The organism is Glutamicibacter sp., assembly GCF_035257265.1.
Classification (GTDB): domain Bacteria; phylum Actinomycetota; class Actinomycetes; order Actinomycetales; family Micrococcaceae; genus Glutamicibacter.
Window position 1 is genome coordinate 441,000 of record NZ_DATEXC010000038.1, and the last position, 21,402, is coordinate 462,401.

Sequence of the window (21,402 nt, forward strand, 5' to 3'; positions counted from 1 at the left end):
CGCATTTCCTGACAAAACCCCGGATTTCGTGAGTAATCAGTCAACGCGAAGACAGGAAGCTGGAACTCTTTCGCTAACCTAGGAGAGTGAGCTTCCCTAAAATTGGTGTGATTGGTGGCGGGCAATTAGCCCGAATGTTGGCCCCTGAGGCCCTGAACCTCGGATTTGAACTGCATGTTCTCGCCGAAGGTCCGGATGTATCGGCGGCACGTTGCGTGCCCGATGCGCCCGTTGGCGACTACAAAGACTTAGCTACCCTGCGGGCGTTTGCCCAGGGTAAAGATGTCGTGACCTTTGATCATGAGCATGTTCCAAATGAGTTCCTCACCACACTCATCAATGAGGGAGTCAACGTCCAGCCACGTCCCGCGGCTCTGATCCACGCCCAGGACAAGCTGGTGATGCGTGCGGCCATCGAAAAACTCGGACTGCCAAATCCGGCATGGGCGAAGGTAGAGAATATAACCGAGCTGCTTGCCTTCGGCGAGGACACCGGATGGCCGATTGTACTCAAAACCCCACGCGGCGGTTATGACGGCAAGGGCGTACGCATGCTCGATAATGCGGAACAGGCCAAAGACTGCGAAGACTGGTTCGCGCACGGCGCCTTGTTGGCCGAAGACAAGGTGGACTTCACCCGCGAGCTGTCAGCCATGGTGGCACGCACTCCTTCGGGCGAAACCAAGGCCTGGCCGGTAGTCCACACCATTCAGGTGGCAGGCGTCTGCGACGAAGTCATTGCCCCCGCCCAAGACATTTCCGATGAAACTGCGGCTACTGCCTCACAGGCTGCCATCCGTATCGCCGAAGAATTCGGCGTCACCGGCGTCATGGCCGCAGAGCTCTTCGAAACTCCCGGACAGGGTGCCGGCTTCGTGATTAACGAGTTGGCCATGCGCCCACACAACACCGGGCACTGGACCATGAATGGTTCTGTCACCAGCCAATTCGAACAGCACCTGCGCGCAGTCTTGGATTTGCCATTGGGCGATACCCGGGAACTTGGGCTCACCGTAATGAAGAACTTCTTGGGTGGAGCAAATCAAGATCTCTTCTCTGCCTATCAAGCCGCGTTGGCTGCCGCACCAGAGGTCAAAGTTCACAGCTACGGCAAATCGGTGCGCCCTGGACGCAAGATCGGACATGTCAACGTGGTTGCTGCGCAGGGGCAAAGTGTGGCCGAACTACGCGAACGCGCCAATGCAGTGTCCAGCTTAATCCGCGACGGCATCTGCGAGACCGCTTAGGCTTTTACCTATGCTCACTAAACTGAGCCACAATTTTCAAGGATTATGATTCTAATGACTCAAGCACCACTTGTCGGACTCGTTATGGGCTCAGACTCGGACTGGCCCGTCATGCGCCTCGCCGCCGAAGCGCTCACCGAGTTCGGCATACCCTTCGAAGCTGATGTTGTCTCGGCACACCGCATGCCCACCGAAATGATCGAGTACGGTCAGCAGGCGCACGCCCGTGGCTTGCGCGTAATCATCGCCGGCGCCGGCGGGGCAGCGCACCTGCCGGGCATGCTCGCATCGGTCACGCCGCTTCCGGTGGTCGGGGTTCCGGTACCATTAGCCAAGCTCGATGGAATGGATTCATTGCTCTCTATCGTGCAGATGCCCGCCGGCGTTCCGGTAGCTACCGTCTCCATCGGTGGTGCCCGCAATGCTGGCCTGCTAGCTGTGCGTATGCTGGCATCGGGAACCGATGAGCTTGCTAAGTCGTTACAGGTTAAGTTGCTAGCCTTTGCAGACTCGCTCCGCGAATCTGCCTACGCCAAGGGCGCCGCGTTGCGTGCCGAGGTTGCCAACGAGAACTTCTCTTCCTAAGGAAAGTCACTAAGTACATGGGTTCTGCCAATCACCGCGCTCCAAGTCCGCTTCGGAACCCGGAGAGTATTTCGTCTCCGGCCCGGAGCAAACGCGCCCTAATTCTGGTTGTTCTGACCATAATTTTTCCGGGCAGCGCTCAGCTCATTGCAGGAAACCGTAAGCTGGGACGGATCGCGGTCACTGTCACCATGCTGTGCTGGGCAGTGCTGATCCTGCTCGCAGCCCTGTACTTTATCAACCGCTCAATCATCCTTGGCTGGGTGGCACATCCTAACTTCCAGCTGTTTTTGATCGTCGCACTGTCGGTGCTCGCGGTCGGCTGGCTGATCATGTTCATCAACACGCTGTTCATCATCAGGCCAGGAATGCTGGCTCCTGGGATGCGCGCAATCGTTTCGATTTTCACGCTAGCGGCGGTCATCGCCACCAGTGGAATTTTCGTTTACGGCGCCTCCATTTTGAATACCGGCCGCGAGACCATCGTCAAGGTATTTGACGAAGGCCCTGCCTTTGACCCGGTTGATGGCCGTTACAACATTGCGGTGCTGGGCGCAGACTCCGGCTCAAACCGTGATGGAGTGCGAACCGACTCCATTGCGTTGCTTTCGGTAGACGCTAAAACGGGTAAATCGCTGATGATCTCCGTTCCACGTAACTTCCAGAAAGCGCGCTTCGCCAAGGGCACCCCGATGGCTGCGGTTTATCCCGAAGGCTACGATTGCGGCGACGAGTGCTTGTTCAACGCCATTTACCGCGATGCGGTAGATAACCATGCTGACGCATTCCCTGACTCGGTAAAAAATGTGGGAGCCCAGGCCGTCATGGATGCGCTGTCCGGAACCACCGATCTTCAAGTTCAGGGCTATGTCATGGTTGACATGGCAGGCTTCGCCAACTTCGTTGATGCCTTAGGTGGGGTCACCATTGATTCCGGCGGTTGGGTCCCCTACAACGGCAAGAAGTGGGAAAACTCGCTGGTCAATACCCACTGGTTTGCGCCGGGCGTACAGACCTTCAACGGCAAGGACGCGCTTTGGTTTGCTCGTTCGCGTGATTTCACCGATGACTACCACCGCATCAAACGTCAGCAGTGCCTGCAGCAGGCAATTATCAAGCAGTTCACCCCGCAGACCATCCTGACGAATTTCAGCAGCATCATGCAGGCAGGCGAACAGCTGGTTGAAACGAACATCCCCGCCAGCCAGCTCAGTTCCTTCGTTTCGGTGGCAGACAAGGTCGCTGGTACACCATTTAGCCGTCTGACCTTGGGCGCTCCAGACTTTGAACGTTCGTTCTCCACCTACCCGAAATTTGATCAGATCCATGATCGAATCAACGGAATCATTGAAAAGCAGAACGCACCGGAGAAGCCAAAGGAATCCAAAAAGTCTGAGGCCCCGAAAAAATCCAAGGACTCCACCGAGGCAAGTAGCTCCGCTGAAGCTCCAAAGGATGCAACGGACGTCAACGATGCACCGAAGCTTTCCAACGGTGATGATGTGCCAATGACCAAGCGTGATGGCTCTCCCATCGATGAGCAGTACCTGGTTGAGCTTGAAATGATTGGTCAGAATTCGCGTCTGGCTCAGATTGCCGCAAACAACGACGAATGCTCGGTTCCATAAAGAGCCCTCACGGTTACGCCACGGTTACGACCCCCCGACCGTTTTGAAACCATGATCGTTAGTGAAAGATAAGGGTACAAAACGTGTTTGAGTTGAAAAATTCCATTCGGGACTACCACTGGGGTTCAACACAAGAGATCACTGAATTGTTGGGGCAACCGGCAATCATCAGCCCTCAGGCGGAGTTATGGCTCGGCGCCCATCCGGGGTGTCCGAGCACGGTGCTGGACAGCGGACAGCCCCTGCACGAGGCCATCGAAGCAGATCCTGAGCGAACGCTCGGGGAAGATATCTTTGCACGCTACGGCCGATTGCCGTTCCTGTTCAAGGTACTCTCTGCTTCCCAACCGTTGTCGATTCAAGTCCACCCGACCCTAGGCCAAGCCCGTGCACGCTTCGCCATGGAAGATGCAGCAGGCCTCGCCCGCGATGCGGCGAATCGAAACTACAAAGATGACAACCATAAACCGGAAATGCTTTACGCACTCACCGATTTTGTCGCGTTATCAGGCTTCCGCCTTCCCCAAGACATCGTTGCTGACTTGCGTCTTTTCCTGCCCCGGCTTTCTACCAACGACACAAAACTTGTCAACGAGCTGATTCACTTGCTGGAAGGGGCCGAACCGCTGGGGCACACGCTGAGCTACGTGCTTACCGGCGGGCGCCCAATCAGCGATCTCGTGCTCAACCTATGCGGAGCGATCTCCGCGGATCCAACGCTGCAAGTGAACGTCCAGCTAGCCGAGTTGGTCAGGATCAACGAGATCTATCCAGGCGACGCGGGCGTCTTGGTGGCACTGCTGCTGAACTTAGTGTTCTTGAAGCCTGGCGAGGCGATCAGCCTCGGCGCCGGCAATGTGCATGCTTACCTGCGCGGGCTCGGTATCGAGGTGATGGCGAATTCAGACAACGTGCTACGCGGCGGGCTGACCAGCAAACACATCGATGTTCCCGAACTGCTGGAGATCTCCATCGCCGAGCCCACCGCGGCTCCGCTGTTGGCAGGTGACAAGGTTTCAGATCATTCCCAGCTGTTCCAGCCAAACTTTGACGAATTCCAGTTGCAGGTTATCCAGACTGACCAGGCACAGCTGCGTACCGAGTTGCAGCTGCACGGTGCAGCGGTAGTGCTCTGCACCGCCGGGGCATTCACTTTGGAATCTGCCGCACAGACCCTGCAGCTCTCCCGTGGTGATTCGGCATTCATCACTGCAGAAGATCTGCCGGTAAGCGCTATTTCGCGCAGCTCCGACCCAGCCACGCTTTTTGCCGCCAGCGCGCAGGAAAAATCGAACTAATCAGTCTTTTTAACAATTCAAGCCGCTGGCTTCCCCTGAAGGGGAAACCAGCGGCTTGAATTGTTAACGTGTTTTTAGCGGGTGTACGCTTCCCACTTGTCCTGCTGGTGCTCACCATCAACAAAGCGGATGGTGCCAGACTTGGCACGAGTCACGATCGACTGGGTGTGGATGCGACCGTTCTTGTAACGTACTCCGCGCAGCAGATCACCATCGGTGATGCCGGTGGCTGCGAAGTAGCAGTTGTCGGAAGTGACCAGATCGTTGGTGGTTAACACGCGGCCTAGTTCATGGCCGGCGTCGATCGCCTTCTGCTTCTCGTCATCATCGGTTGGCCACAGCCGGCCCTGAATCACGCCGCCCATGGCCTTGATGGCACATGCGGTGACGATACCCTCTGGGGTGCCGCCGATACCCATCAAGGCGTCAACGCCGGTACCTTCACGGGTTGCCGCGATGGCGCCTGCAACGTCGCCGTCCATCAAAAGCTTGGTGCGTGCGCCGGCGGCACGAATTTCTTCGATCAGTCCGGCATGGCGTGGGCGGTCCAGCAAGGTGACGGTGATCTGGCTGATCTTCTTGCCCTTGGCTTTCGCGATCAGGTGCAAGTTCTGCTTCACCGGCAAACGCAGGTCAACCAGGTCAGCCGCTTCGGGACCGGTCACCAGCTTTTCCATGTAGAAAACGGCCGAAGGATCAAACATCGAGCCGCGGTCGGCCACAGCCAGCACCGACAGGGCGTTGTTCAGACCAAGTGCGGTCAAGCGAGTGCCATCGATTGGGTCGACTGCAACATCGCATTCGGCTCCGGAGCCGTTGCCAACCTGTTCGCCGTTGAACAGCATCGGGGCTTCGTCTTTTTCGCCTTCGCCGATTACCACGACGCCGTTGAAGTTCACTGTGGATAGCAGGCCACGCATGGCATCTACTGCAGCGCCGTCGGCAGCATTCTTGTCACCGAATCCAACCCACGGGGATGAAGCGATGGCTGCCGCTTCAGTTGCGCGCACCAGCTCCAGTGCGAGGTTACGGTCCGGTTCCGCGTCGGTTACCGACAGTCGTGGAGATAGGTGGGCATAATTGTTGTCTTCGGTCACGAAAGATCCCATCACTGAGTCGTAGTCATTGCGCCTATGCAAACACCTCCATCATATCCCCATCGTTTTTCTGCTTGTAGTTCATGTCGCTTAAACTGCGCAAGCGTCAACGTGTGATTGGGCACCTCGGTTCGATTTGCACAGGAACTTCGGGGAGAATGGGAAATGTGCAGCCAGAGAATACTTCCCAGAATGATGCCCCGGTAGGCGAACAGCCGGTACGTCGTGATTTGAACGACCCCGAAGCGACCTTTGAGGATCTGCCATTCACACCCCTGCTGACCGAGAAGCAGTCAAAGCGTGCAAACCAGACTTTTAAGGGCATGCTCCTATCGGTGGGTTTCACCATCGCGGTGGTCATTCCGCTGTTGCTGCTGAACCCTGCTAACAAGGAAGAATCCTTCCAGCATCCGGTAGATCTGCAGGCTGTGGCCAACGAGGTATCGGGCGTCGCCGACTTTGAGGTCTTTGCGCCGCAGGTTTCCGGCGATGAATACGCAAACTTCGCCCGCTGGAAGAGCAACCAGATCCAAGACGTCTCCTACTGGGAATTCGGTTTGGTGATGGATGAGACAAACTTCGTTTATGTCCGCCAGAGCGCAGATGCGAACCCCACATGGATCGCATTGGTAACCGACAACGCGGTTCCAAGTGATGAACGAGTCATTAACGGCCACAATTGGGAAGTTCGCAAGAAGGACCAAACGGTTTACATGATTTCCACTTTCAAGGAATCCACGCTGATTATTTCCAGCGACACCGGCGAAGAAGAACTGATGACCGTCGTTCAGGCCGCCGAAGCTCAGGGTCTGTAATTTTTGCATCGACGATGTCAGTAAGTGGAAAGAACACCCTGGCATCGGCGTAGAATTCGAATTATGGAATCTGAACACGGCAAATCGGCACTAACTCCACAGCAGGCTTGGGAGAAGCTGACAAATGGCAATCAGCGATTCATCCTCGGCAACACTCAGCACCCCAATCAGGATGGCGCTCGGCGAGAGTCCTTGGTCAACGGCCAGGAACCCTTTGCAGTAATTTTCGGTTGCTCCGATTCACGCCTTGCGGCAGAAATCATTTTTGATGTCGGCTTGGGAGATGTCTTCGTGGTGCGTACCGCCGGTCACGTGCTTGATCCCGCCAGCTTGGGATCTTTGGAATTCGCCGTTGATATCCTGAACATTCCGCTGATCGTTATTCTGGGCCATGACAGCTGTGGCGCGGTCACCGCGGCCATCGATGCCAAAGAGTCAGGCGACATGCCTAAGGGCTTCGTGCGCGACCTCGTGGAGCACATCATCCCGTCGGTGTTCGCCGCGGAGCGATCCAATATTACCGACGTAAATGGCACCGTGGTCGAACACGTTAAACAGACCACCGCACGTCTGGTAGATCTTTCGAGCATCATCGAAACCGCCATTGCTGAGGGACGAACCGCAGTAGCAGGCGTGGCCTACAAGCTTGCCGAAGGTGAAGCTCAGCTAGTTTCAAGCATGGGCCTTGAGTAAACCTCAAGCCAAGCAATAAGTGGTCCGCGGTTCACCCGCGGACCACTTTTGTTTAACTCTCAATTTATTCCCAGTTTCTCCAACATCACTAGCGGCTGTGATGTTAGAGGCAGATCCCTTTTGGACACTGCGTTCCAGGCGTAGGGTGAGCTTCATGAGCGACAACAACGAATTCCGCATCGAACACGACACTATGGGAAAAGTCCGGGTCCCGGCACACGCTCTCTACCGGGCACAGACCCAACGCGCAGTTGAGAATTTCCCGATCTCTGGGAAAAAACTCGAACCCGCCCACATCAAGGCGCTGGCGCAGGTTAAAAAGGCTGCTGCGCGCGCTAATCAGGCGTTGGGTGTTTTGGATGCCGAACGTGCAGACGCAATCGTGGCCGCGGCAGACCTGGTCGCCACCGGAGACTTTGACGAGCATTTCCCTATCGATGTTTTTCAAACCGGGTCGGGCACCAGCTCGAATATGAACACCAACGAGGTGCTCGCCGAATTAGCTACCCGTGCTTTGAAAGAGGCAGGCAGCTCGACCGAGGTCCATCCCAACGATCACGTGAACGCCTCACAGTCTTCCAACGATGTTTTCCCGACCTCAGTACACGTAGCGGCCACCAATGCGCTGGTTAACGAGCTTATTCCAGCCTTGGAATCACTGGCGGTTTCACTTGAATCCAAGAAAGCGGAGTTCAAGGATGTGGTGAAGTCCGGGCGCACACACCTGATGGATGCAACACCGGTGACCCTCGGACAGGAATTCGGCGGGTACGCAGCACAGATCCGTTACGGCGTGGAACGAATTGAAGCTGCGCTTCCCCGGGTAGCTGAGGTCCCACTCGGTGGCACCGCCGTCGGTACCGGGATCAACACTCCCGAAGGTTTCCCGGCTCAAGTTCTGGAGTTCTTGCGCGAAGACACCGGTTTGCAGATCACCGAGGCACGCAACCACTTTGAAGCTCAGGCGAATCGTGACGGTCTTGTTGAAGGTTCCGCTGCACTGCGGACCATTGCGATCTCGATCATCAAAATTGCCAATGATCTTCGCTGGATGGGTTCCGGCCCCAATACCGGCCTAGGCGAGATCTCCATCCCGGACCTCCAGCCCGGTTCCTCCATCATGCCGGGCAAGGTCAACCCGGTCATCTCCGAGGCCGCCATACAGGTTGCCGCTCAGGTGATCGGCAACGACACCACCATCGCGTGGGCAGGAACCAATGGGGCCTTCGAGCTGAACGTGGGCATCCCGGTGATGGCCTCCAACCTGCTCGAATCCATTCGCCTGCTCTCAAATGTTTCGCGCGTGATGGCAGAGAAAATGGTCGATGGGATTACCGCGAATGTGGAACGCGCTCGTTTCCTCGCCGAAGCTTCACCATCTATCGTGACTCCACTCAACAAGCTCATCGGCTATGAGAACGCCGCTAAAATTGCAAAGAAGGCTGTGGCTGAGGCCCTGACGGTGCGTGAAGCGACCATTGCTTTAGGCTTCGTAGAACGCGGCGAAGTCACCGAAGCACAGCTTGATGAGTTGCTAAACGTTTCGACGATGACCGGGAAGTACTAAACCGTATTCCGGATTACCGCTGAGATTAAAATTGCTGCAAGCCGGCCACCCTGGGACTTTCTCAGGGTGGCCGGCTTGCGGCGTTGCTCAACTACGCAGGCTTAGAGATCGATCCAATATCTTCGAACGGGCGCAACAGAGCCAAATTGGGCGGCGAGCTGGGCCACTGGGAGAATCTTTTCGAGCTGTCCTCCGCAGGCCACAATCGATTTTGCTGAACCAATATTTGAATCATCACAGGTGAGCAGCACCCTTTGCATTCCGCGAGCTCTAGCTACTTCAAGCATTGCCATCAAGGCTCTTGCTGCAAGGCCTTCCCCACGGGCACTTGGACGAATTCCATAGCCAATGTGCCCGCCCACGACTTGAAGAAAATCGTTGATCAGCGCATAACGCAGACTTACCGCGCCGAGGTATTCTTCGTCCCGTTCCAGCCATAGCGTGCGCTGATTGACGAATCCTGCCGGGGGCTGATTCTGTGTTTCTGCAAGGTCGTTGAGCAAACGCACCCAGTGCGAGAAATCTTTGGGATTTTTCAGGTCCCAACCGTTTTTATCTGCCAAGAAGACCGAAGCGCCCTGTTGGTCCGCGCCCTCCCATTCTTCCGTGTTGCGAAGCCATGATTCATGCAGGTGAGCGCTGGGTGGGAGCAGTCGTAACGAGGTCATGGATCACAGCCTATTACGAGGCAGTACACTCGCGCGCGTTCAGCGGTCGAGCTCAGATTGTGCTCCCGCTTACTTAATTTGCACTGAGGCGCCAGCAAGTGCAAAACTGCATCTTGTGAATAATAGTGCAATTACCGGCGCTGTTCCGGATACCGCTCCCGCCGGGCTCAGCGCGCGCATGCAAAAAACACGACTGTCGATCACCCGGCATGCACGCGAACTGACTGCAGAACACGGCTTTGCCGGGTTCACCGTCGACCAGCTCTGCGCTGGGGTGGGCATCTCACGGCGCACTTTCTTCAATTACTTCGCCGCAAAAATCGACGCAGTTTTCGGCCACGACGATGACGGGATCCCGGCCGACGCTTTAGACCGGTTCAGGGCCTCGCGTCCAACCGGGATCCAGGGGATCTCCCCTACCCTGCAGGCAGATCTTGTCGCCTTGTTCATCGAACTGCTCAACCGTGACGAACAGGCCATCGGCAGCACCCAAGGGTTCTTCGCCGCGGTACACCGTGAGCCGGAACTCTTAGAGCGAATGGTCAAGGTCGGTCCCGAGCGCCAGGCCGAATTCGTGAAACTCATCGCTCAACGCGAAGGCGTTGAGGCTACGCACCCGGGGCTTGAACTATTGGTTCATTCTCTGCAGTTCGCCGCGTTCAAAGCCGTCGATCGTTATTTGGCCGCGGACAGCGGACGTTCGTTGGCTGAGGAATATCTCGCGGTGCTCACGATGGCACACGAAATTAACCGCCAACCGCTCACTCTTCCCCCAACGAGCGCCACCCCGCTCGACTCTCATATCTCGCAAGGATCCCACGCATGACTTCAACCACCGAATCCCGGAAATCCCCGGAATCGGCGCCGTTGCTCCTGACGCAACGAAGGATTTGGATCATTTTCTCCGCGCTCATCGCCGGAATGATGCTTTCCTCCTTAGACCAGACCATCGTGTCCACCGCAATGCCAACCATCGTTGGACAGCTCGGCGGCGTCGAACACCAGGCCTGGATCACCACCGCCTACCTGCTGGCCACCACCATAGTGATGCCGATTTATGGCAAGTTCGGTGACGTCCTTGGCCGTCGCAACCTCTTCCTCATTGCCATCGCGCTGTTCACCTTAGCTTCCGTCGGCGCAGCCTTCGCCGGTACTTTCTGGACCTTCGTCTTCTTCCGAGCAATGCAGGGTCTGGGCGGCGGTGGCCTGATGATCCTCTCGCAGGCAATCATTGCCGACATCGTCCCGGCGTCCCAGCGCGGCAAGTACATGGGCCCGCTGGGTGCTATCTTTGGTCTCTCGGCGGTTGCCGGTCCGTTACTCGGTGGATTCTTTGTAGACCATTTGACCTGGCAGTGGGCTTTCTACATCAACATCCCTATCGGCATCGGCGCGTTCTTGATTGCTTGGTTTGCGCTGACCATCCCGAATAAGAAGTCCACCAAGAAAATCGATATTCTTGGTGTGCTGTTGCTGTCGATCGCAACGACCTGCCTGATTTTCTTCACCGACTTTGGCGGGTCGAAAAACCACGGCTGGACTGCTTTGGAAACCTGGGGCTGGGGCCTTGGAATGCTGACCGCAGCGGTGCTCTTCGTCATCGTTGAAGCGCGCGCCGAAGATCCAATCATCCCGCTGTCGCTATTCAAAAACCGCATCTTCATCAACGCTACGGCGATCGGCTTTACATTGGGTCTGGGCATGTTTGCGGCTATCGCCTTCGTGCCAACCTTCCTGCAGATGTCCTCCGGGACCTCGGCGGCCGTATCGGGTCTGTTGATGCTGCCAATGATGGTGGGCATGATGGGTACCAGCATTTGGTCTGGTATCGCCATCACCAAATCCGGCAAGTATAAGGGCTACCCGATTGCCGGCGCCCTGGTCACTGCCCTGGCAATGCTCGCATTCACCACGTTGAGTGCCAGCACCCCGTTGTGGCTTATCTGCGTGTACCTGTTTGTCTTTGGCACAGGTCTAGGCCTGATCATGCAGGTAGTAGTGCTTGTGGTGCAGAACGCGGTAGATCCGATAATGGTCGGTACCGCCACGTCGACGAATAACTACTTCCGTGAAGTGGGCGCATCCTTGGGTGTGGCAATCTTCGGTGCAATGTTCACCAATCGACTCTCGGAAAATCTCACCGAGGTCTTCACAGCCTCCGGCGCGAGCGCGGCCGATGCCGGCAACGCGACGGCTACCTTGGACCCGCAGACCTTGGCCCAGCTCCCAGAGCAGCTACGCGATGGTATTGTCACCGCCTACGCCGACTCGTTGGCTCCGGTGTTCTGGTACCTGATTCCCTTCATCCTTCTAGCCTTCGTCCTGGCGCTGTTCCTTAAGCAGGTTCCGCTCTCGGACACCGCCGGTATGGTGGCCCGTGGTGAGGCCATCGGCGGTCTGGAAGCCAAGGAACTTGAAGAGGCCGAACGCGCTGCCAAACAAGGTGGTGGAGTTCTGGTGACCGATCATGGTTCATCAGCTACTGACTCCTCGGTGGAGCATCCCAAGGAGCAGTGAGCTTCCAGCGCTTCATCGCCCCGTACGAGCGCCGCTATCCCCCCGAAAATTTTGGGTGGGTGCGAGCCGCTTAGTGCGGGGCGTTGGCGTTTGCCTCAGGCGAAGTACCCGCCGGGCTTCGGGTTCAGTGCCCAGTCAATGGCTCGCTCATGGAGCGGCGGCAGGCTCGGGCGGTCGGAAAGTTCAAAATAACCGACTTCTAAATTCTCGTCATCGTTGATTCGTGCTTCGCCGCCCAAATGGATGGCACGAAATACGATATCTAAATACTGCGCGTGGTCACCATTTGGATAGGTTGCAGGTTCGGTCACTCCCACACCTGATAAATGCGTCAGCTCACAGTGCACGCCGGTCTCCTCCAAAACTTCACGGATCGCGGTATGCGAGGCTTCATCGCCTGGTTCAATGATTCCCGCGGGCAAGGTCCACAGTCCGTTGTCCACCCTGCGCACCAGCAAGACCTGAGATCCGCGAAAAACCACGACCTTCACCCCGCTCAGCCAGAGCAGATCATGTCCAATACGGGTGCGCAGATCGGTGATGAATTCCGGAGTTGTCATGGCCCTATGGTGTCATAAGCAAAGCTAGTGCTGCACCTAGGATCATGAACGGGCCAAAGGCCACCGCCGACTTCGCGTTCAGTTTGCCAGCGATCATTCCACTCAGCACCACTAAGCTAGCCAAAACAAACGCGAACACACTGGCCACGAAGAGGGACGATAAGGAAAAGTAGCCCACATTCAGGCCCAGCACAAGCGCAAGCTTCACGTCTCCCATGCCCATGGCTCCACGCGAAATCAGCGCGAGTATCAGATACGCCCCACCAAAAATGAGCGCGCCCATCCCGGCATTGAGCAATGGAAAGTAGTCCCCGCGCACCATGCTCAGCCCGAGCAGAAGCAGCGCACTTATAACTCCCCAGCGAAGTAATAACCTGTTCGGCAGCCGATGCTCTTTGATGTCTGTCATCGATAAAAGCACTCCGAAACAAAGGAAACTCGCGCAGAACAGCACCAGCAGTAGAGCGGTCCACGAAGATTCTTGCCAGAGCATGATCATATCTAGAGCATAGGTCTAGTACCCGAAGTGCTCTAGTGTGAGGTGCTGGGTTGTGAATAACACGGGTGCTTCTACACTGGAATTATGATCACGTCAGCTTCCGAGCAGTTATTTCCCGATCACCCGGCACCTGATTCTGTCGCCCGGCGGCGTTTCCGTGCGCTGGCTCGCTCCGCACCGTGGCTGAGCACTTCACTGCGCCTGGAACTTAACGTTCCTGAACACCTGGCCCAAGCGGGTCTACACGGTACCTTGGGGCTAATACTGCGCGGGCGGGAAGCGATCGCGATCAGCAACCACGAAGATACCGTCTGCTATCAACGTGAACTTTTTACTGCAGACCGAGGCCAGGACTATGTGGCCGCCACCAGCTCTTCCTGGTCCTTACCTGCCTCGCTCACATCCCCGGTTTACACCGAAGACCATCTCATTGCCAGACGCCCGCACATCGAGGGCTATCAAGACTTATTGCCACTGGATTTTTTGGCGTCCGTACTTGATCCCTATGAGCTGGCGGGCACCGAGCCAGCTTCCTTGGATCTAGCTTTTGAACACCCCACCTATATTCATGAGCTCTCCGCGACGCGTAGCCCGCACGGACGCGCGCAACTTTCGGCGGTGCTCACCGCCGGGCATAATTACCAGCCAGCCAGCCCGGTGTTCGCTTTAGTTCCGGTCGGGTCCCGAACATTGATCGTGTTGGATCTTGAGACCGGAATATGCGTTGAACGCAGGATTCTGGGCAGCAATCAGGCCCCGCTGAGCACCACGGTGTTGGCGAAAAATGAGTACTATATCGACTCTTTGTTCACCAGCCCCACCCCGACGATGACAGATGTGCGCGCACACATCCCGTGGACGGTGCGCGCCACATCTTAGGTCAGCGGACCATCCAGCATTTCGGTGACCAGCGCGGCGATAGCCGAACGTTCCGAACGCATCAGGGTCACATGCCCGAAGAGGCTATGGCCTTTAAGCTGTTCAACCACGGCAGAGACCCCATCGTGTCTTCCAACATGCAGGTTATCCCGCTGTGCTACGTCATGGGTGAGCACGACCTTTGAGTTCTGCCCGATCCGTGAAAGGACCGTAAGCAGTACATTGCGTTCCAGCGACTGGGCCTCGTCGACAATCACGAAAGAATCGTGCAGGGAGCGTCCCCGAATGTGGGTCAGCGGCAATACTTCGAGCAAGCCGCGTTCGACTACCTCATCGATGGCGTTCTTAGACACGATGGATCCGAGAGTGTCGAAGACCGCTTGGGCCCAGGGCCCCATTTTCTCCCCTTCGGAACCGGGCAAATACCCAAGCTCCTGACCACCGACCGCATAGAGCGGGCGGAACACCGTGATCTTTCGGTGTTCGCGGCGTTCGAGCACCGCTTCCATCCCGGCGCATAAGGCCAGAGCGGATTTTCCTGTACCTGCGCTGCCACCCATCGACACGATTCCCACGTTGGGATCCAGCAACAGGTCCAGTGCAATACGCTGCTCAGCGCTTCTTCCATGCAGTCCGAAAGCTTGCTGGTCACCACGGACCAGCTTGACGGTGTCGGCCGTGACCTTGCGCGCCAACGCGCTGCCTCTGGGCGAGGTAATGACAAAGCCGGTATTGATCGGGCTCTGGCTGGCTTCGGGGAGATTGATGAGCTTTTCTGACTCATAGAGCGTAGCCATGCTCGCTTCGTCTAGCTCCAATGATTGAACCCCGCTCCATCCGGTGGAGGCGATCAATTCATTACGGTAAACCTCGGCATGGATACCAATGGCGGAAGCCCTGATGCGCATGGGCAAGTCCTTGGTCACCAACGCCACGTCTTGGCCTTCATCAAGCAGGTGCTTTGCCACCGCAAGAATACGGGTGTCGTTTTCTGCCGAGCGCATTCCCACGGGCAGAACATCGGAGGCGATGTTGTTCAGCTCAATGCGCAGGGTTCCTCCGGCGTCGGAGACCGGGACAGGCTGGGATAGTCCGCCGTGGCTGGAGATCAGTTCATCGAGCAAGCGCAATGCTTGTCGCGCGAAAAAGCCCAGATCCGGATCTTTGCGCTTATGCTCCAGCTCGGTAATGACTGTCAACGGGATCACCACATGGTGCTCCTCGAAGTGGAACATCGCTTTCGGGTCCGACAACAACACCGAAGTGTCAATGACGTATGTGCGGACGGCCGAGTTGGTAGTTCGGGTCATAACAGCGCACCCATTCTCGAATCCGGCGTGGGGATACTCCCCACGCTTTAGTGGGAAGCTCCACCACCGGATGCCAAGGGTGAACCACGAATCGCTTCGTGTGTACGCCGCATCTTGTCATCTAGTGAGGAACCTTTCGGTTTGACGGGACTTTAGCGTCCCGCCATATCCTCACCATAGACGGCCAACTGCTCCAACAGGTTACGGCAAAGTATCATTTTCGGAAACGATCAATACCTGCCAACTCAGCGGACGTTTTAAGCACCGAACCGGCGCTGGCGATCGGCAAAATCGCGCAGTGCACGTAAGAAGTCGACGCGACGGAAATCCGGCCAGAGAGCTTCACAGAAATAGAACTCCGAGTAGGCACTTTGCCAGGTTAGGAAGCCGCTCAGGCGTTGCTCACCACTGGTGCGAATCACCAGATCCGGATCGGGCTGCCCCTTGGTGTACAAGTACGATTCGAGTTCTTCGATACTCAGCGAATCACTGACACTCTCCAATGACCGACCGTGTTCGGTAGCATCGCGCAGCAAGGACTTAATCGCATCGATAATTTCACGTCGTCCACCGTAGCCAATGGCCACGTTGACGTGAACTCCGGTCCGCTGTGCGGTGCTTGTTTCCAGCGCGGCAAGTTTCGCTGCGAGATCCGCAGGCAACACATCTAACGCCCCGACCTGCTGCACCTTCACCTGGTTCGTTTCGCCCAATCGATCCAGCGTGTTGCCGATGACTTCCAGCAAATCACGCAGCTCGCTGGGTTCGCGGTTGAGGTTGTCGGTAGAAAGCATGTAGAGGGTGACGACCTTGATGCCTAAGTCCTCACACCATTCGAGGAACTCAAGGATCTTATCCGCGCCGGCCTGATGACCGGCCATCGTGGGGCTGCCTGCTAGTTTCGCCCAGCGGCGATTACCATCAACCATGACACCGATGTGGTGGGGCAGTTTGTCACCGGGTAACGACTTCGCTAGGCGCCGTTCATAGAAACGGTACACAAGAGAGGGAAGACGCACCGGGTTCCTCGCTTTCGCACACGTTCAAAAGTTTTCTTTAAACTAAATCTATCGTGTTTCCCCCGCAACACCGTGCAGCCAAGCGTCCGCAGCCAATGCTTATTTGCCTGCCAACAAAGTCAGCAACGATGAAACATCGTGCACCGGAAGATTACACAGCGCCAACCGGCAAGGCTGAATTTCCAGGCCTTGCGCGCCGGAAGCAGGCTGCGCTGAGCTTCGGACTTCGATCCCCAGAGCGCGGCATAGGCTCCGCAAATGCTGGTGCTCGGCTGCGTCTGCACCGTTTAACTTCACATAATGGACCGCCGAGTCGAGTACCGACTGCACCTCAAGAGCCGTGGCTACTTGAGTAGGAGCTTGACCGGCGAGCGCCACACCGTGAGCGCTAAGCCGGTGTGCCAGGTCAAATTGCTCCTGGCCCGAATCGTCAAAATTCTCGTCGGCCATCCGCTGGATAGCTAGCCGGCTCAGCGCCTTGGCGTAGAGCGCAGCGGCAGCAGGAATGGCGTCGTCGAGTACTGTCACCGGGGCAATCTGTGAGCGTTGTTTGCTCAAGCGGTCATCGAGTGCCAAGGCATCGCGAGGAATCCCGGTCTCCACATCGATGAACTGTGCGGTTTTTCCGATCAGCAGGCCGGCACGTTCTTGCCACACACTGTAGTGCGGGCTCTGGGTGAGCGCTAAGAACCCGAGGGTAAGCCCGGCATAGTCTTCTAAGGTGCCCTCGTTATCCGCCGAGCGTTGACCGGCAAAACTCACACGCGCCAGCGTTTGATTCTGCGCATCCCAGTGCACCTCCCATAGCGTGGTGGCCACCTGTTCCGCCAGCTGGGCGAGTTGTGGTTCATCGAGTAGTTCGCCGGCTTCGGCGAGCGCTTCAATGGCAAGCCCATTCCATCCGGCGATGATCTTCTCATCGCGTCCCGGACTTGGTCTGGTGGCGCGCACGGTGCGCAGTTCGGCTCTGAAGGCATCCCAAATCCGGGTCTCTCCGTCAACCGGTACCCGGGTCAACGAGACGTGATAATAGCCAGGGTCTTCAGCAATGCCAGCTAGCCGTACCATGTCCGTGGGCAGCTGGACACCTGCTCGGCGTACTGCTTCGAGGCATTCTTCTCTGGTGAACGTATAGGCTGCCCCTTCGACGCTTGACGTGCCGCGCAACGAGTCTGCGTCTAGCGATGCGGCAAAAGCGCGGTGGGGCGCACCGGATTCGGCGGTCAAAAGGTCGTTGCTCAAGAAGCCCGCCGTATCCAGCGCCGCTTGGCGGGCTAACTGCGCCAGCTGGGTGGCTCGCTGCTCGTGCTGGGGATGCTGAAGCGCATACTGTGTTGCGAAGACCGCGGTATGCGCGCATAAAGAAAGTAAGCCGGCGTTGTCGTAGAGCATTTTTTCAAAGTGCGGGATCGTCCAATTTTCATCCACACAATAGCGGGCAAAGCCGCCGGAAAGATGATCTCGCAGACCGCCAAGCAGTATCGCTTCCAGGGTTGTCGCCAGTGGTTCAATGGCTTCGGTCCCAAGTTCTCCGTCTAGGAGCACCGAGCGCCACATGGTCTTCAGTGCCCAGGTAGGTGGGAACTTTGGTGCAGCGGTGAAGCCACCCTCGGCCTTGCTCGTGGCAATCCAGTGACGGCTGGCCTGACGCAGCGCCTCGGTAACCGTGGAGTCAGTGCTCATCGTCAGCAGGGTGCCTTGACGTGACCCCAGCTCGGCGAGGTGATCAGCGAGCAGCTGGGCTTGCTCTTCGAGCCCTTCCCGGTGTTCTTCCCATCCTTGATGGACCGCGTCTACTAATTGGGTGAATGACGGAATTTTTCCGCGGGGCTCACGTGGATAGTAGGTGCCCGTATGGAAGGCACGTCCGTCGGGCATCGCAAAGATTGTCATGGGCCAACCTCCGGCCCCCGTGAGTGCCTGGGTTGCCATCATGTAGGTGTCGTCGACCAGCGGGTGTTCTTCGCGGTCTACTTTGATGGAAATAAAGTTATCGTTGAGTTTTTGGGCGATCTGCGGGTCATCAAAAGATTCATGGCTCATCACGTGGCACCAGTGGCAGGCCGCATAACCTATAGAAAGCATCACCGGCACGTCGCGCAGGCGGGCCTGTTCGAAGGCTTCATCCCCATAGGGCCACCAGTCAACCTCTTGATGCGAGTGCTGGCGAAGGTAGGCGCTGGAGCTATTGGCGATTCGTTGTCCCATGACGCCATTCTGCCTCACCACGCCACCGTGGTGTCCTTCCTCACCTCTGATTCGGCCAAAGGCTGAGCGATGCGCCGTACCCCGCGGCAAAAGAAAAGGCCTCAGGCTGCCCTTCCACTCAGTGGCGGGTCAGCATGAGGCCTGCTTCAGGCTCTGTGGCCTAGCTGTCTTCGGAGGTCTTCGGATCCACTGGATCGGTAGGCTCTTGAATTGGTCGGTTCTCGCCCTTGAGCATCAGCTCATTCTGCTTGGATTCGGCTTCCGAGGCGTAACGGACACGACGGACGCGGCGCACCATGTCACGAATCAGGAAGATTACTGCCAGTGCCAGAAACGCGGTGAACACGAAGCCGAGGAAACCCGGGCCGTAACCGTTCTCGTCCAGCGCTTCGTTCTGCACATTGGTACTCGCAACCATCATGGTCGCGTAAATCGCATTCACGGTGTGGGGACAACTCTTTTCTGGAACTAGTTGGTACTTGGTTCTATCTTAGTCCGGCAAACAGATCTGTTTCAGGCAGTTGTGTGGCAACCTTTGACGAAATCAGCGTGTAGTCCTCCCACGGCCAGGACTCGGCATAAATATGTTCTGGGACCGCGAAGAAGAATCCCTCCGGGTCAATCTGTGTTCGGTGCGCTAGGAGTGCCTGATCGCGCAACGTGAAATAATCTGCGCAGTGCACCTGGGTGGTTGTGGTATGTGGTGAAACCCACTTGAACATTTCGTTCTCTTCGTCATTTTCCCACTTTGCGACGCGCTCGGTGTACGGGGATTCGTAGCCACCTTCCAGCATCGCATAGTGCAGAGTACGCAAACGATCCGAGGAGAACGCACGGTCATAATAAAGCTTGTCGACTTCCCAAGGCTCCCCTAGCTCGGGATACAACTGTGCGTTGCCAGCCTGCTCGAAGGCGAAAGCCGAGACCTTGTGGCAGTGAATATGATCCGGGTGCGGGTACCCGCCGTTTTCGTCATAGGTGGTGATGACGTGCGGGCGGAACTCACGAATCAACTTGATGATGCCTGCTGCAGCGATTTCTACCGGCTGCAAGGCAAAGGCACCAAATGGGAGTTCTGGCAGCGGGTCACCTTCGGGCAGGCCCGAATCGACATATCCCAGCCAGCGGTGCTGGATGCCCAAGACCGAGGCGGCTTCAGCCATTTCGGTGCGGCGTACCCCCGGCAGATCACGGTGCGCGTGCGCGAGTTCGCCAACGGCAGCATTCAGGATGTCACCACGTTCACCACCGGTGCAGCTGACAACCATCACCTCTGCGCCGGCATCAACATAAGCGGCCATGGTGGCAGCGCCCTTGGATGACTCGTCATCCGGGTGGGCATGAATCGCCATGAGACGCAGCCCCTGGGACGGCGCTAACTTCTTCACGTCGTGAATCTCCACGTAAACTCTTCCTTCTGCACTGTGAACAGGCCGGCATGCCGATATGGCATACCATCAATGACAACTCTCACGTAGCCCTGCGTTATTCCCTGAAGACCCGACAGGTAGACTAGAGACATCTCATAGTCGGCGGCAGAGAGTAGTACAGGGTAAGCAATGTCTGATCCAAGCTTAACGGCTCGATACAACAACCCCAACAAGCGCCCGCTGACTAAGCGCACACGTAACTTGCTCATCGGTGGTGCATTGACCGTCGGAGTAGTCGGAGCGGCCTGGGTTGGCTTTAGTAATTTTAGTGCCATCAGCGCCCAAGACATCAATTTTTCGGTGCAATCCTCCTCTCAAGCCACAGCGGTCATCGAGGTCGAATATAATTCCAAGTACCGTTTGCAATGCGATGTACGCGCGATGAATGAGTCAAAGGCCACCGTCGGGTTTAATACCGTCCTGCTTGAGCCAACCGACCCCGGTGTATTGACCACCAAACGTCTGACGGTCCCGATGCACACCGACAATCTTGCGGTAACTGCCGGCGTTGAGTCTTGTTACAAGGTGCCGAACGAGTTCACCAGGTAATAAAGCAGACATTCTTCAACCCCAGAGCTGAACGCATTGGGATTATTTCCCAATCGCGACTATTATCGTGGGAAAGTACGTTTCACCCCGCATCGGTTTGTGCGCCCAGTTGAAGATCAACTGGAACAGGAGCCTAGCGGGGTCTTTGCTTGAATCCGCCGAAATTCGACAGATCACCAATTCGTACCGAATCTGATTTCTTCAACGCCACCGCATGGTGGCGTTTGGCTTTACCGCCCAGCGTGGACGGTACACAGAAGAAATCCCTGACTGACCAAAGGAAGTACAACGTGAGCACCAACAGCAACGAACCTGTCGTGTGGCTGACTCAGGAGGCCTTCGACCGCCTTCAGACTGAACTGACCTTCCTCTCCGGTCCAGGTCGCACCGAAATTGTCGCCCGCATCGAGCAGGCACGTTCGGAGGGTGACCTCAAGGAGAACGGTGGCTACCACGCTGCTCGTGAGGAGCAAGGCAAGGCCGAGGCCCGTATCTTGTATCTGAAGGATCTGCTACGCCGCGCCCACGTTGGCGACGCGCCTGCAGATGACGGAGTTGTCGAGCCAGGCATGTTGGTAGTAGCCACCATCGCCGGCGATGAGACCACCTTCTTGTTTGGTTCCCGCGAGGTTGCTGGCGACAGCGACCTAGAGGTCTACTCCGAGCAGTCCCCTATCGGCCAGGCAGTTCATGGCAAGAAGGTTGGCGACAAGCTGACTTACACCGCGCCTAACGGACGCGATATCGCCGTGGAAATTGTTTCCGCGACACCTTTCGAGGGCTAATTCTCCTCGTATTAAATTAGTGGCTCGGCACCCCGGGGTGCCGAGCCA

At 56.8% G+C, this 21,402-nt stretch carries 21 protein-coding genes; 12 read left to right on the forward strand and 9 right to left on the reverse strand.

The genetic code is table 11. The features are described from left to right. Positions 1-86: 86 nt before the first annotated feature. The 4 genes from VJ369_RS10840 to manA all read left to right on the forward strand — a co-directional run bounded on the left by VJ369_RS10840 (position 87) and on the right by manA (position 4,758). Positions 87-1,247, forward strand: a complete 1,161-nt coding sequence (locus tag VJ369_RS10840; protein WP_324092074.1) for a 5-(carboxyamino)imidazole ribonucleotide synthase — start codon at positions 87-89, stop codon at positions 1,245-1,247. Positions 1,248-1,292: 45 nt separating this feature from the next. Continuing rightward, positions 1,293-1,832 carry a 5-(carboxyamino)imidazole ribonucleotide mutase gene (gene purE / locus VJ369_RS10845; RefSeq protein ID WP_414652647.1) on the forward strand — a complete coding sequence of 180 codons (540 nt, stop codon included), beginning with the start codon at positions 1,293-1,295 and terminating at the stop codon, positions 1,830-1,832. A gap of 17 nt (positions 1,833-1,849) precedes the next feature. Further along, on the forward strand, positions 1,850-3,460 hold the full coding sequence (locus VJ369_RS10850; RefSeq protein ID WP_324092075.1) for an LCP family protein: 1,611 nt from the start codon (positions 1,850-1,852) through the stop codon (positions 3,458-3,460). An 83-nt stretch (positions 3,461-3,543) separates the two neighbouring features. Further along, complete coding sequence (gene manA, locus VJ369_RS10855) at positions 3,544-4,758, forward strand: mannose-6-phosphate isomerase, class I (protein WP_324092076.1); 1,215 nt, start codon at positions 3,544-3,546, stop codon at positions 4,756-4,758. Positions 4,759-4,832: 74 nt separating this feature from the next. Here the strand turns inward: manA and glpX are convergent, their stop codons facing one another. Next, complete coding sequence (gene glpX, locus VJ369_RS10860) at positions 4,833-5,867, reverse strand: class II fructose-bisphosphatase (protein WP_096256586.1); 1,035 nt, start codon at positions 5,865-5,867, stop codon at positions 4,833-4,835. 146 nt (positions 5,868-6,013) lie between these two features. Here glpX and VJ369_RS10865 point away from each other — a divergent pair, with 146 nt between their 5' ends. The 3 genes from VJ369_RS10865 to VJ369_RS10875 all read left to right on the forward strand — a co-directional run bounded on the left by VJ369_RS10865 (position 6,014) and on the right by VJ369_RS10875 (position 8,930). Beyond that, positions 6,014-6,670 (forward strand): DUF4245 domain-containing protein, encoded by a 657-nt coding sequence (locus VJ369_RS10865; protein WP_324092077.1) that lies wholly within the window; start codon positions 6,014-6,016, stop codon positions 6,668-6,670. A 63-nt stretch (positions 6,671-6,733) separates the two neighbouring features. Further along, positions 6,734-7,363, forward strand: coding sequence for a carbonic anhydrase (locus tag VJ369_RS10870; RefSeq protein ID WP_324092078.1), 630 nt, complete (start codon positions 6,734-6,736; stop codon positions 7,361-7,363). A gap of 154 nt (positions 7,364-7,517) precedes the next feature. Next, on the forward strand, positions 7,518-8,930 hold the full coding sequence (locus VJ369_RS10875) for a class II fumarate hydratase (protein ID WP_324092079.1): 1,413 nt from the start codon (positions 7,518-7,520) through the stop codon (positions 8,928-8,930). Between the two features lie 101 nt (positions 8,931-9,031). Here the strand turns inward: VJ369_RS10875 and VJ369_RS10880 are convergent, their stop codons facing one another. After that, the gene (locus VJ369_RS10880) at positions 9,032-9,598 is read right to left on the reverse strand and encodes a GNAT family N-acetyltransferase (RefSeq protein WP_324092080.1); all 567 of its coding nucleotides are present in this window, start codon (positions 9,596-9,598) and stop codon (positions 9,032-9,034) included. A gap of 115 nt (positions 9,599-9,713) precedes the next feature. Between VJ369_RS10880 and VJ369_RS10885 the strand changes: the two genes are divergently transcribed. Together VJ369_RS10885 and VJ369_RS10890 are read left to right on the forward strand one after the other, a co-directional pair. Continuing rightward, entirely contained in the window at positions 9,714-10,424 is a 711-nt protein-coding gene (locus VJ369_RS10885; protein WP_324092081.1) for a TetR/AcrR family transcriptional regulator, read from the forward strand. Then, the gene (locus VJ369_RS10890; RefSeq protein ID WP_324092082.1) at positions 10,421-12,115 is read left to right on the forward strand and encodes an MDR family MFS transporter; all 1,695 of its coding nucleotides are present in this window, start codon (positions 10,421-10,423) and stop codon (positions 12,113-12,115) included. Before VJ369_RS10885 ends, VJ369_RS10890 begins: the two co-directional genes overlap by 4 nt. A gap of 95 nt (positions 12,116-12,210) precedes the next feature. Here VJ369_RS10890 and VJ369_RS10895 read toward each other — a convergent pair whose 3' ends face one another. Further along, positions 12,211-12,675, reverse strand: coding sequence for an NUDIX domain-containing protein (locus VJ369_RS10895; protein WP_324092083.1), 465 nt, complete (start codon positions 12,673-12,675; stop codon positions 12,211-12,213). A gap of 4 nt (positions 12,676-12,679) precedes the next feature. Next, complete coding sequence (locus VJ369_RS10900) at positions 12,680-13,168, reverse strand: A24 family peptidase (protein ID WP_324092084.1); 489 nt, start codon at positions 13,166-13,168, stop codon at positions 12,680-12,682. A gap of 90 nt (positions 13,169-13,258) precedes the next feature. Here VJ369_RS10900 and VJ369_RS10905 point away from each other — a divergent pair, with 90 nt between their 5' ends. Next, positions 13,259-14,053: a hypothetical protein gene (locus VJ369_RS10905; protein ID WP_324092085.1), complete on the forward strand. Its 795-nt coding sequence runs from the start codon at positions 13,259-13,261 to the stop codon at positions 14,051-14,053. Here VJ369_RS10905 and VJ369_RS10910 read toward each other — a convergent pair. The 5 genes from VJ369_RS10910 to mca form a co-directional block, all read right to left on the reverse strand. Beyond that, positions 14,050-15,363: a PhoH family protein gene (locus tag VJ369_RS10910; protein WP_324092086.1), complete on the reverse strand. Its 1,314-nt coding sequence runs from the start codon at positions 15,361-15,363 to the stop codon at positions 14,050-14,052. The two genes, VJ369_RS10905 and VJ369_RS10910, sit on opposite strands and share 4 nt — an antisense overlap. Before the next feature lie 257 nt (positions 15,364-15,620). Further along, entirely contained in the window at positions 15,621-16,382 is a 762-nt protein-coding gene (locus tag VJ369_RS10915) for an isoprenyl transferase (RefSeq protein WP_324092087.1), read from the reverse strand. Between the two features lie 99 nt (positions 16,383-16,481). Beyond that, positions 16,482-18,590, reverse strand: coding sequence for a thioredoxin domain-containing protein (locus tag VJ369_RS10920; protein ID WP_324092088.1), 2,109 nt, complete (start codon positions 18,588-18,590; stop codon positions 16,482-16,484). A 160-nt stretch (positions 18,591-18,750) separates the two neighbouring features. After that, positions 18,751-19,032 (reverse strand): hypothetical protein, encoded by a 282-nt coding sequence (locus VJ369_RS10925; RefSeq protein WP_324092089.1) that lies wholly within the window; start codon positions 19,030-19,032, stop codon positions 18,751-18,753. Positions 19,033-19,075: 43 nt separating this feature from the next. After that, the gene (gene mca / locus VJ369_RS10930; protein ID WP_324092106.1) at positions 19,076-19,942 is read right to left on the reverse strand and encodes a mycothiol conjugate amidase Mca; all 867 of its coding nucleotides are present in this window, start codon (positions 19,940-19,942) and stop codon (positions 19,076-19,078) included. Positions 19,943-20,149: 207 nt separating this feature from the next. Here mca and VJ369_RS10935 point away from each other — a divergent pair, with 207 nt between their 5' ends. Beyond that, positions 20,150-20,569 (forward strand): DUF4307 domain-containing protein, encoded by a 420-nt coding sequence (locus VJ369_RS10935; protein ID WP_324092090.1) that lies wholly within the window; start codon positions 20,150-20,152, stop codon positions 20,567-20,569. A gap of 290 nt (positions 20,570-20,859) precedes the next feature. Continuing rightward, positions 20,860-21,354, forward strand: coding sequence for a transcription elongation factor GreA (gene greA, locus VJ369_RS10940; RefSeq protein WP_324092091.1), 495 nt, complete (start codon positions 20,860-20,862; stop codon positions 21,352-21,354). The last annotated feature ends 48 nt before the right edge of the window (positions 21,355-21,402 follow it).

Excerpts from the sequence above, each read along its gene's own strand:
- purE (WP_414652647.1), top strand. The coding sequence starts at position 1,293 with ATGATTCTAATGACTCAAGCACCACTTGTCGGACTCGTTATGGGCTCA.
- VJ369_RS10850 (WP_324092075.1), top strand. The coding sequence starts at position 1,850 with ATGGGTTCTGCCAATCACCGCGCTCCAAGTCCGCTTCGGAACCCGGAG.
- glpX (WP_096256586.1), bottom strand. The coding sequence starts at position 5,867 with ATGGGATCTTTCGTGACCGAAGACAACAATTATGCCCACCTATCTCCA.
- VJ369_RS10865 (WP_324092077.1), top strand. The coding sequence starts at position 6,014 with ATGGGAAATGTGCAGCCAGAGAATACTTCCCAGAATGATGCCCCGGTA.
- VJ369_RS10870 (WP_324092078.1), top strand. The coding sequence starts at position 6,734 with ATGGAATCTGAACACGGCAAATCGGCACTAACTCCACAGCAGGCTTGG.
- VJ369_RS10875 (WP_324092079.1), top strand. The coding sequence starts at position 7,518 with ATGAGCGACAACAACGAATTCCGCATCGAACACGACACTATGGGAAAA.
- VJ369_RS10880 (WP_324092080.1), bottom strand. The coding sequence starts at position 9,598 with ATGACCTCGTTACGACTGCTCCCACCCAGCGCTCACCTGCATGAATCA.
- VJ369_RS10890 (WP_324092082.1), top strand. The coding sequence starts at position 10,421 with ATGACTTCAACCACCGAATCCCGGAAATCCCCGGAATCGGCGCCGTTG.
- VJ369_RS10895 (WP_324092083.1), bottom strand. The coding sequence starts at position 12,675 with ATGACAACTCCGGAATTCATCACCGATCTGCGCACCCGTATTGGACAT.
- VJ369_RS10900 (WP_324092084.1), bottom strand. The coding sequence starts at position 13,168 with ATGCTCTGGCAAGAATCTTCGTGGACCGCTCTACTGCTGGTGCTGTTC.
- VJ369_RS10905 (WP_324092085.1), top strand. The coding sequence starts at position 13,259 with ATGATCACGTCAGCTTCCGAGCAGTTATTTCCCGATCACCCGGCACCT.
- VJ369_RS10910 (WP_324092086.1), bottom strand. The coding sequence starts at position 15,363 with ATGACCCGAACTACCAACTCGGCCGTCCGCACATACGTCATTGACACT.
- VJ369_RS10920 (WP_324092088.1), bottom strand. The coding sequence starts at position 18,590 with ATGGGACAACGAATCGCCAATAGCTCCAGCGCCTACCTTCGCCAGCAC.
- mca (WP_324092106.1), bottom strand. The coding sequence starts at position 19,942 with ATGGCGATTCATGCCCACCCGGATGACGAGTCATCCAAGGGCGCTGCC.
- VJ369_RS10935 (WP_324092090.1), top strand. The coding sequence starts at position 20,150 with ATGTCTGATCCAAGCTTAACGGCTCGATACAACAACCCCAACAAGCGC.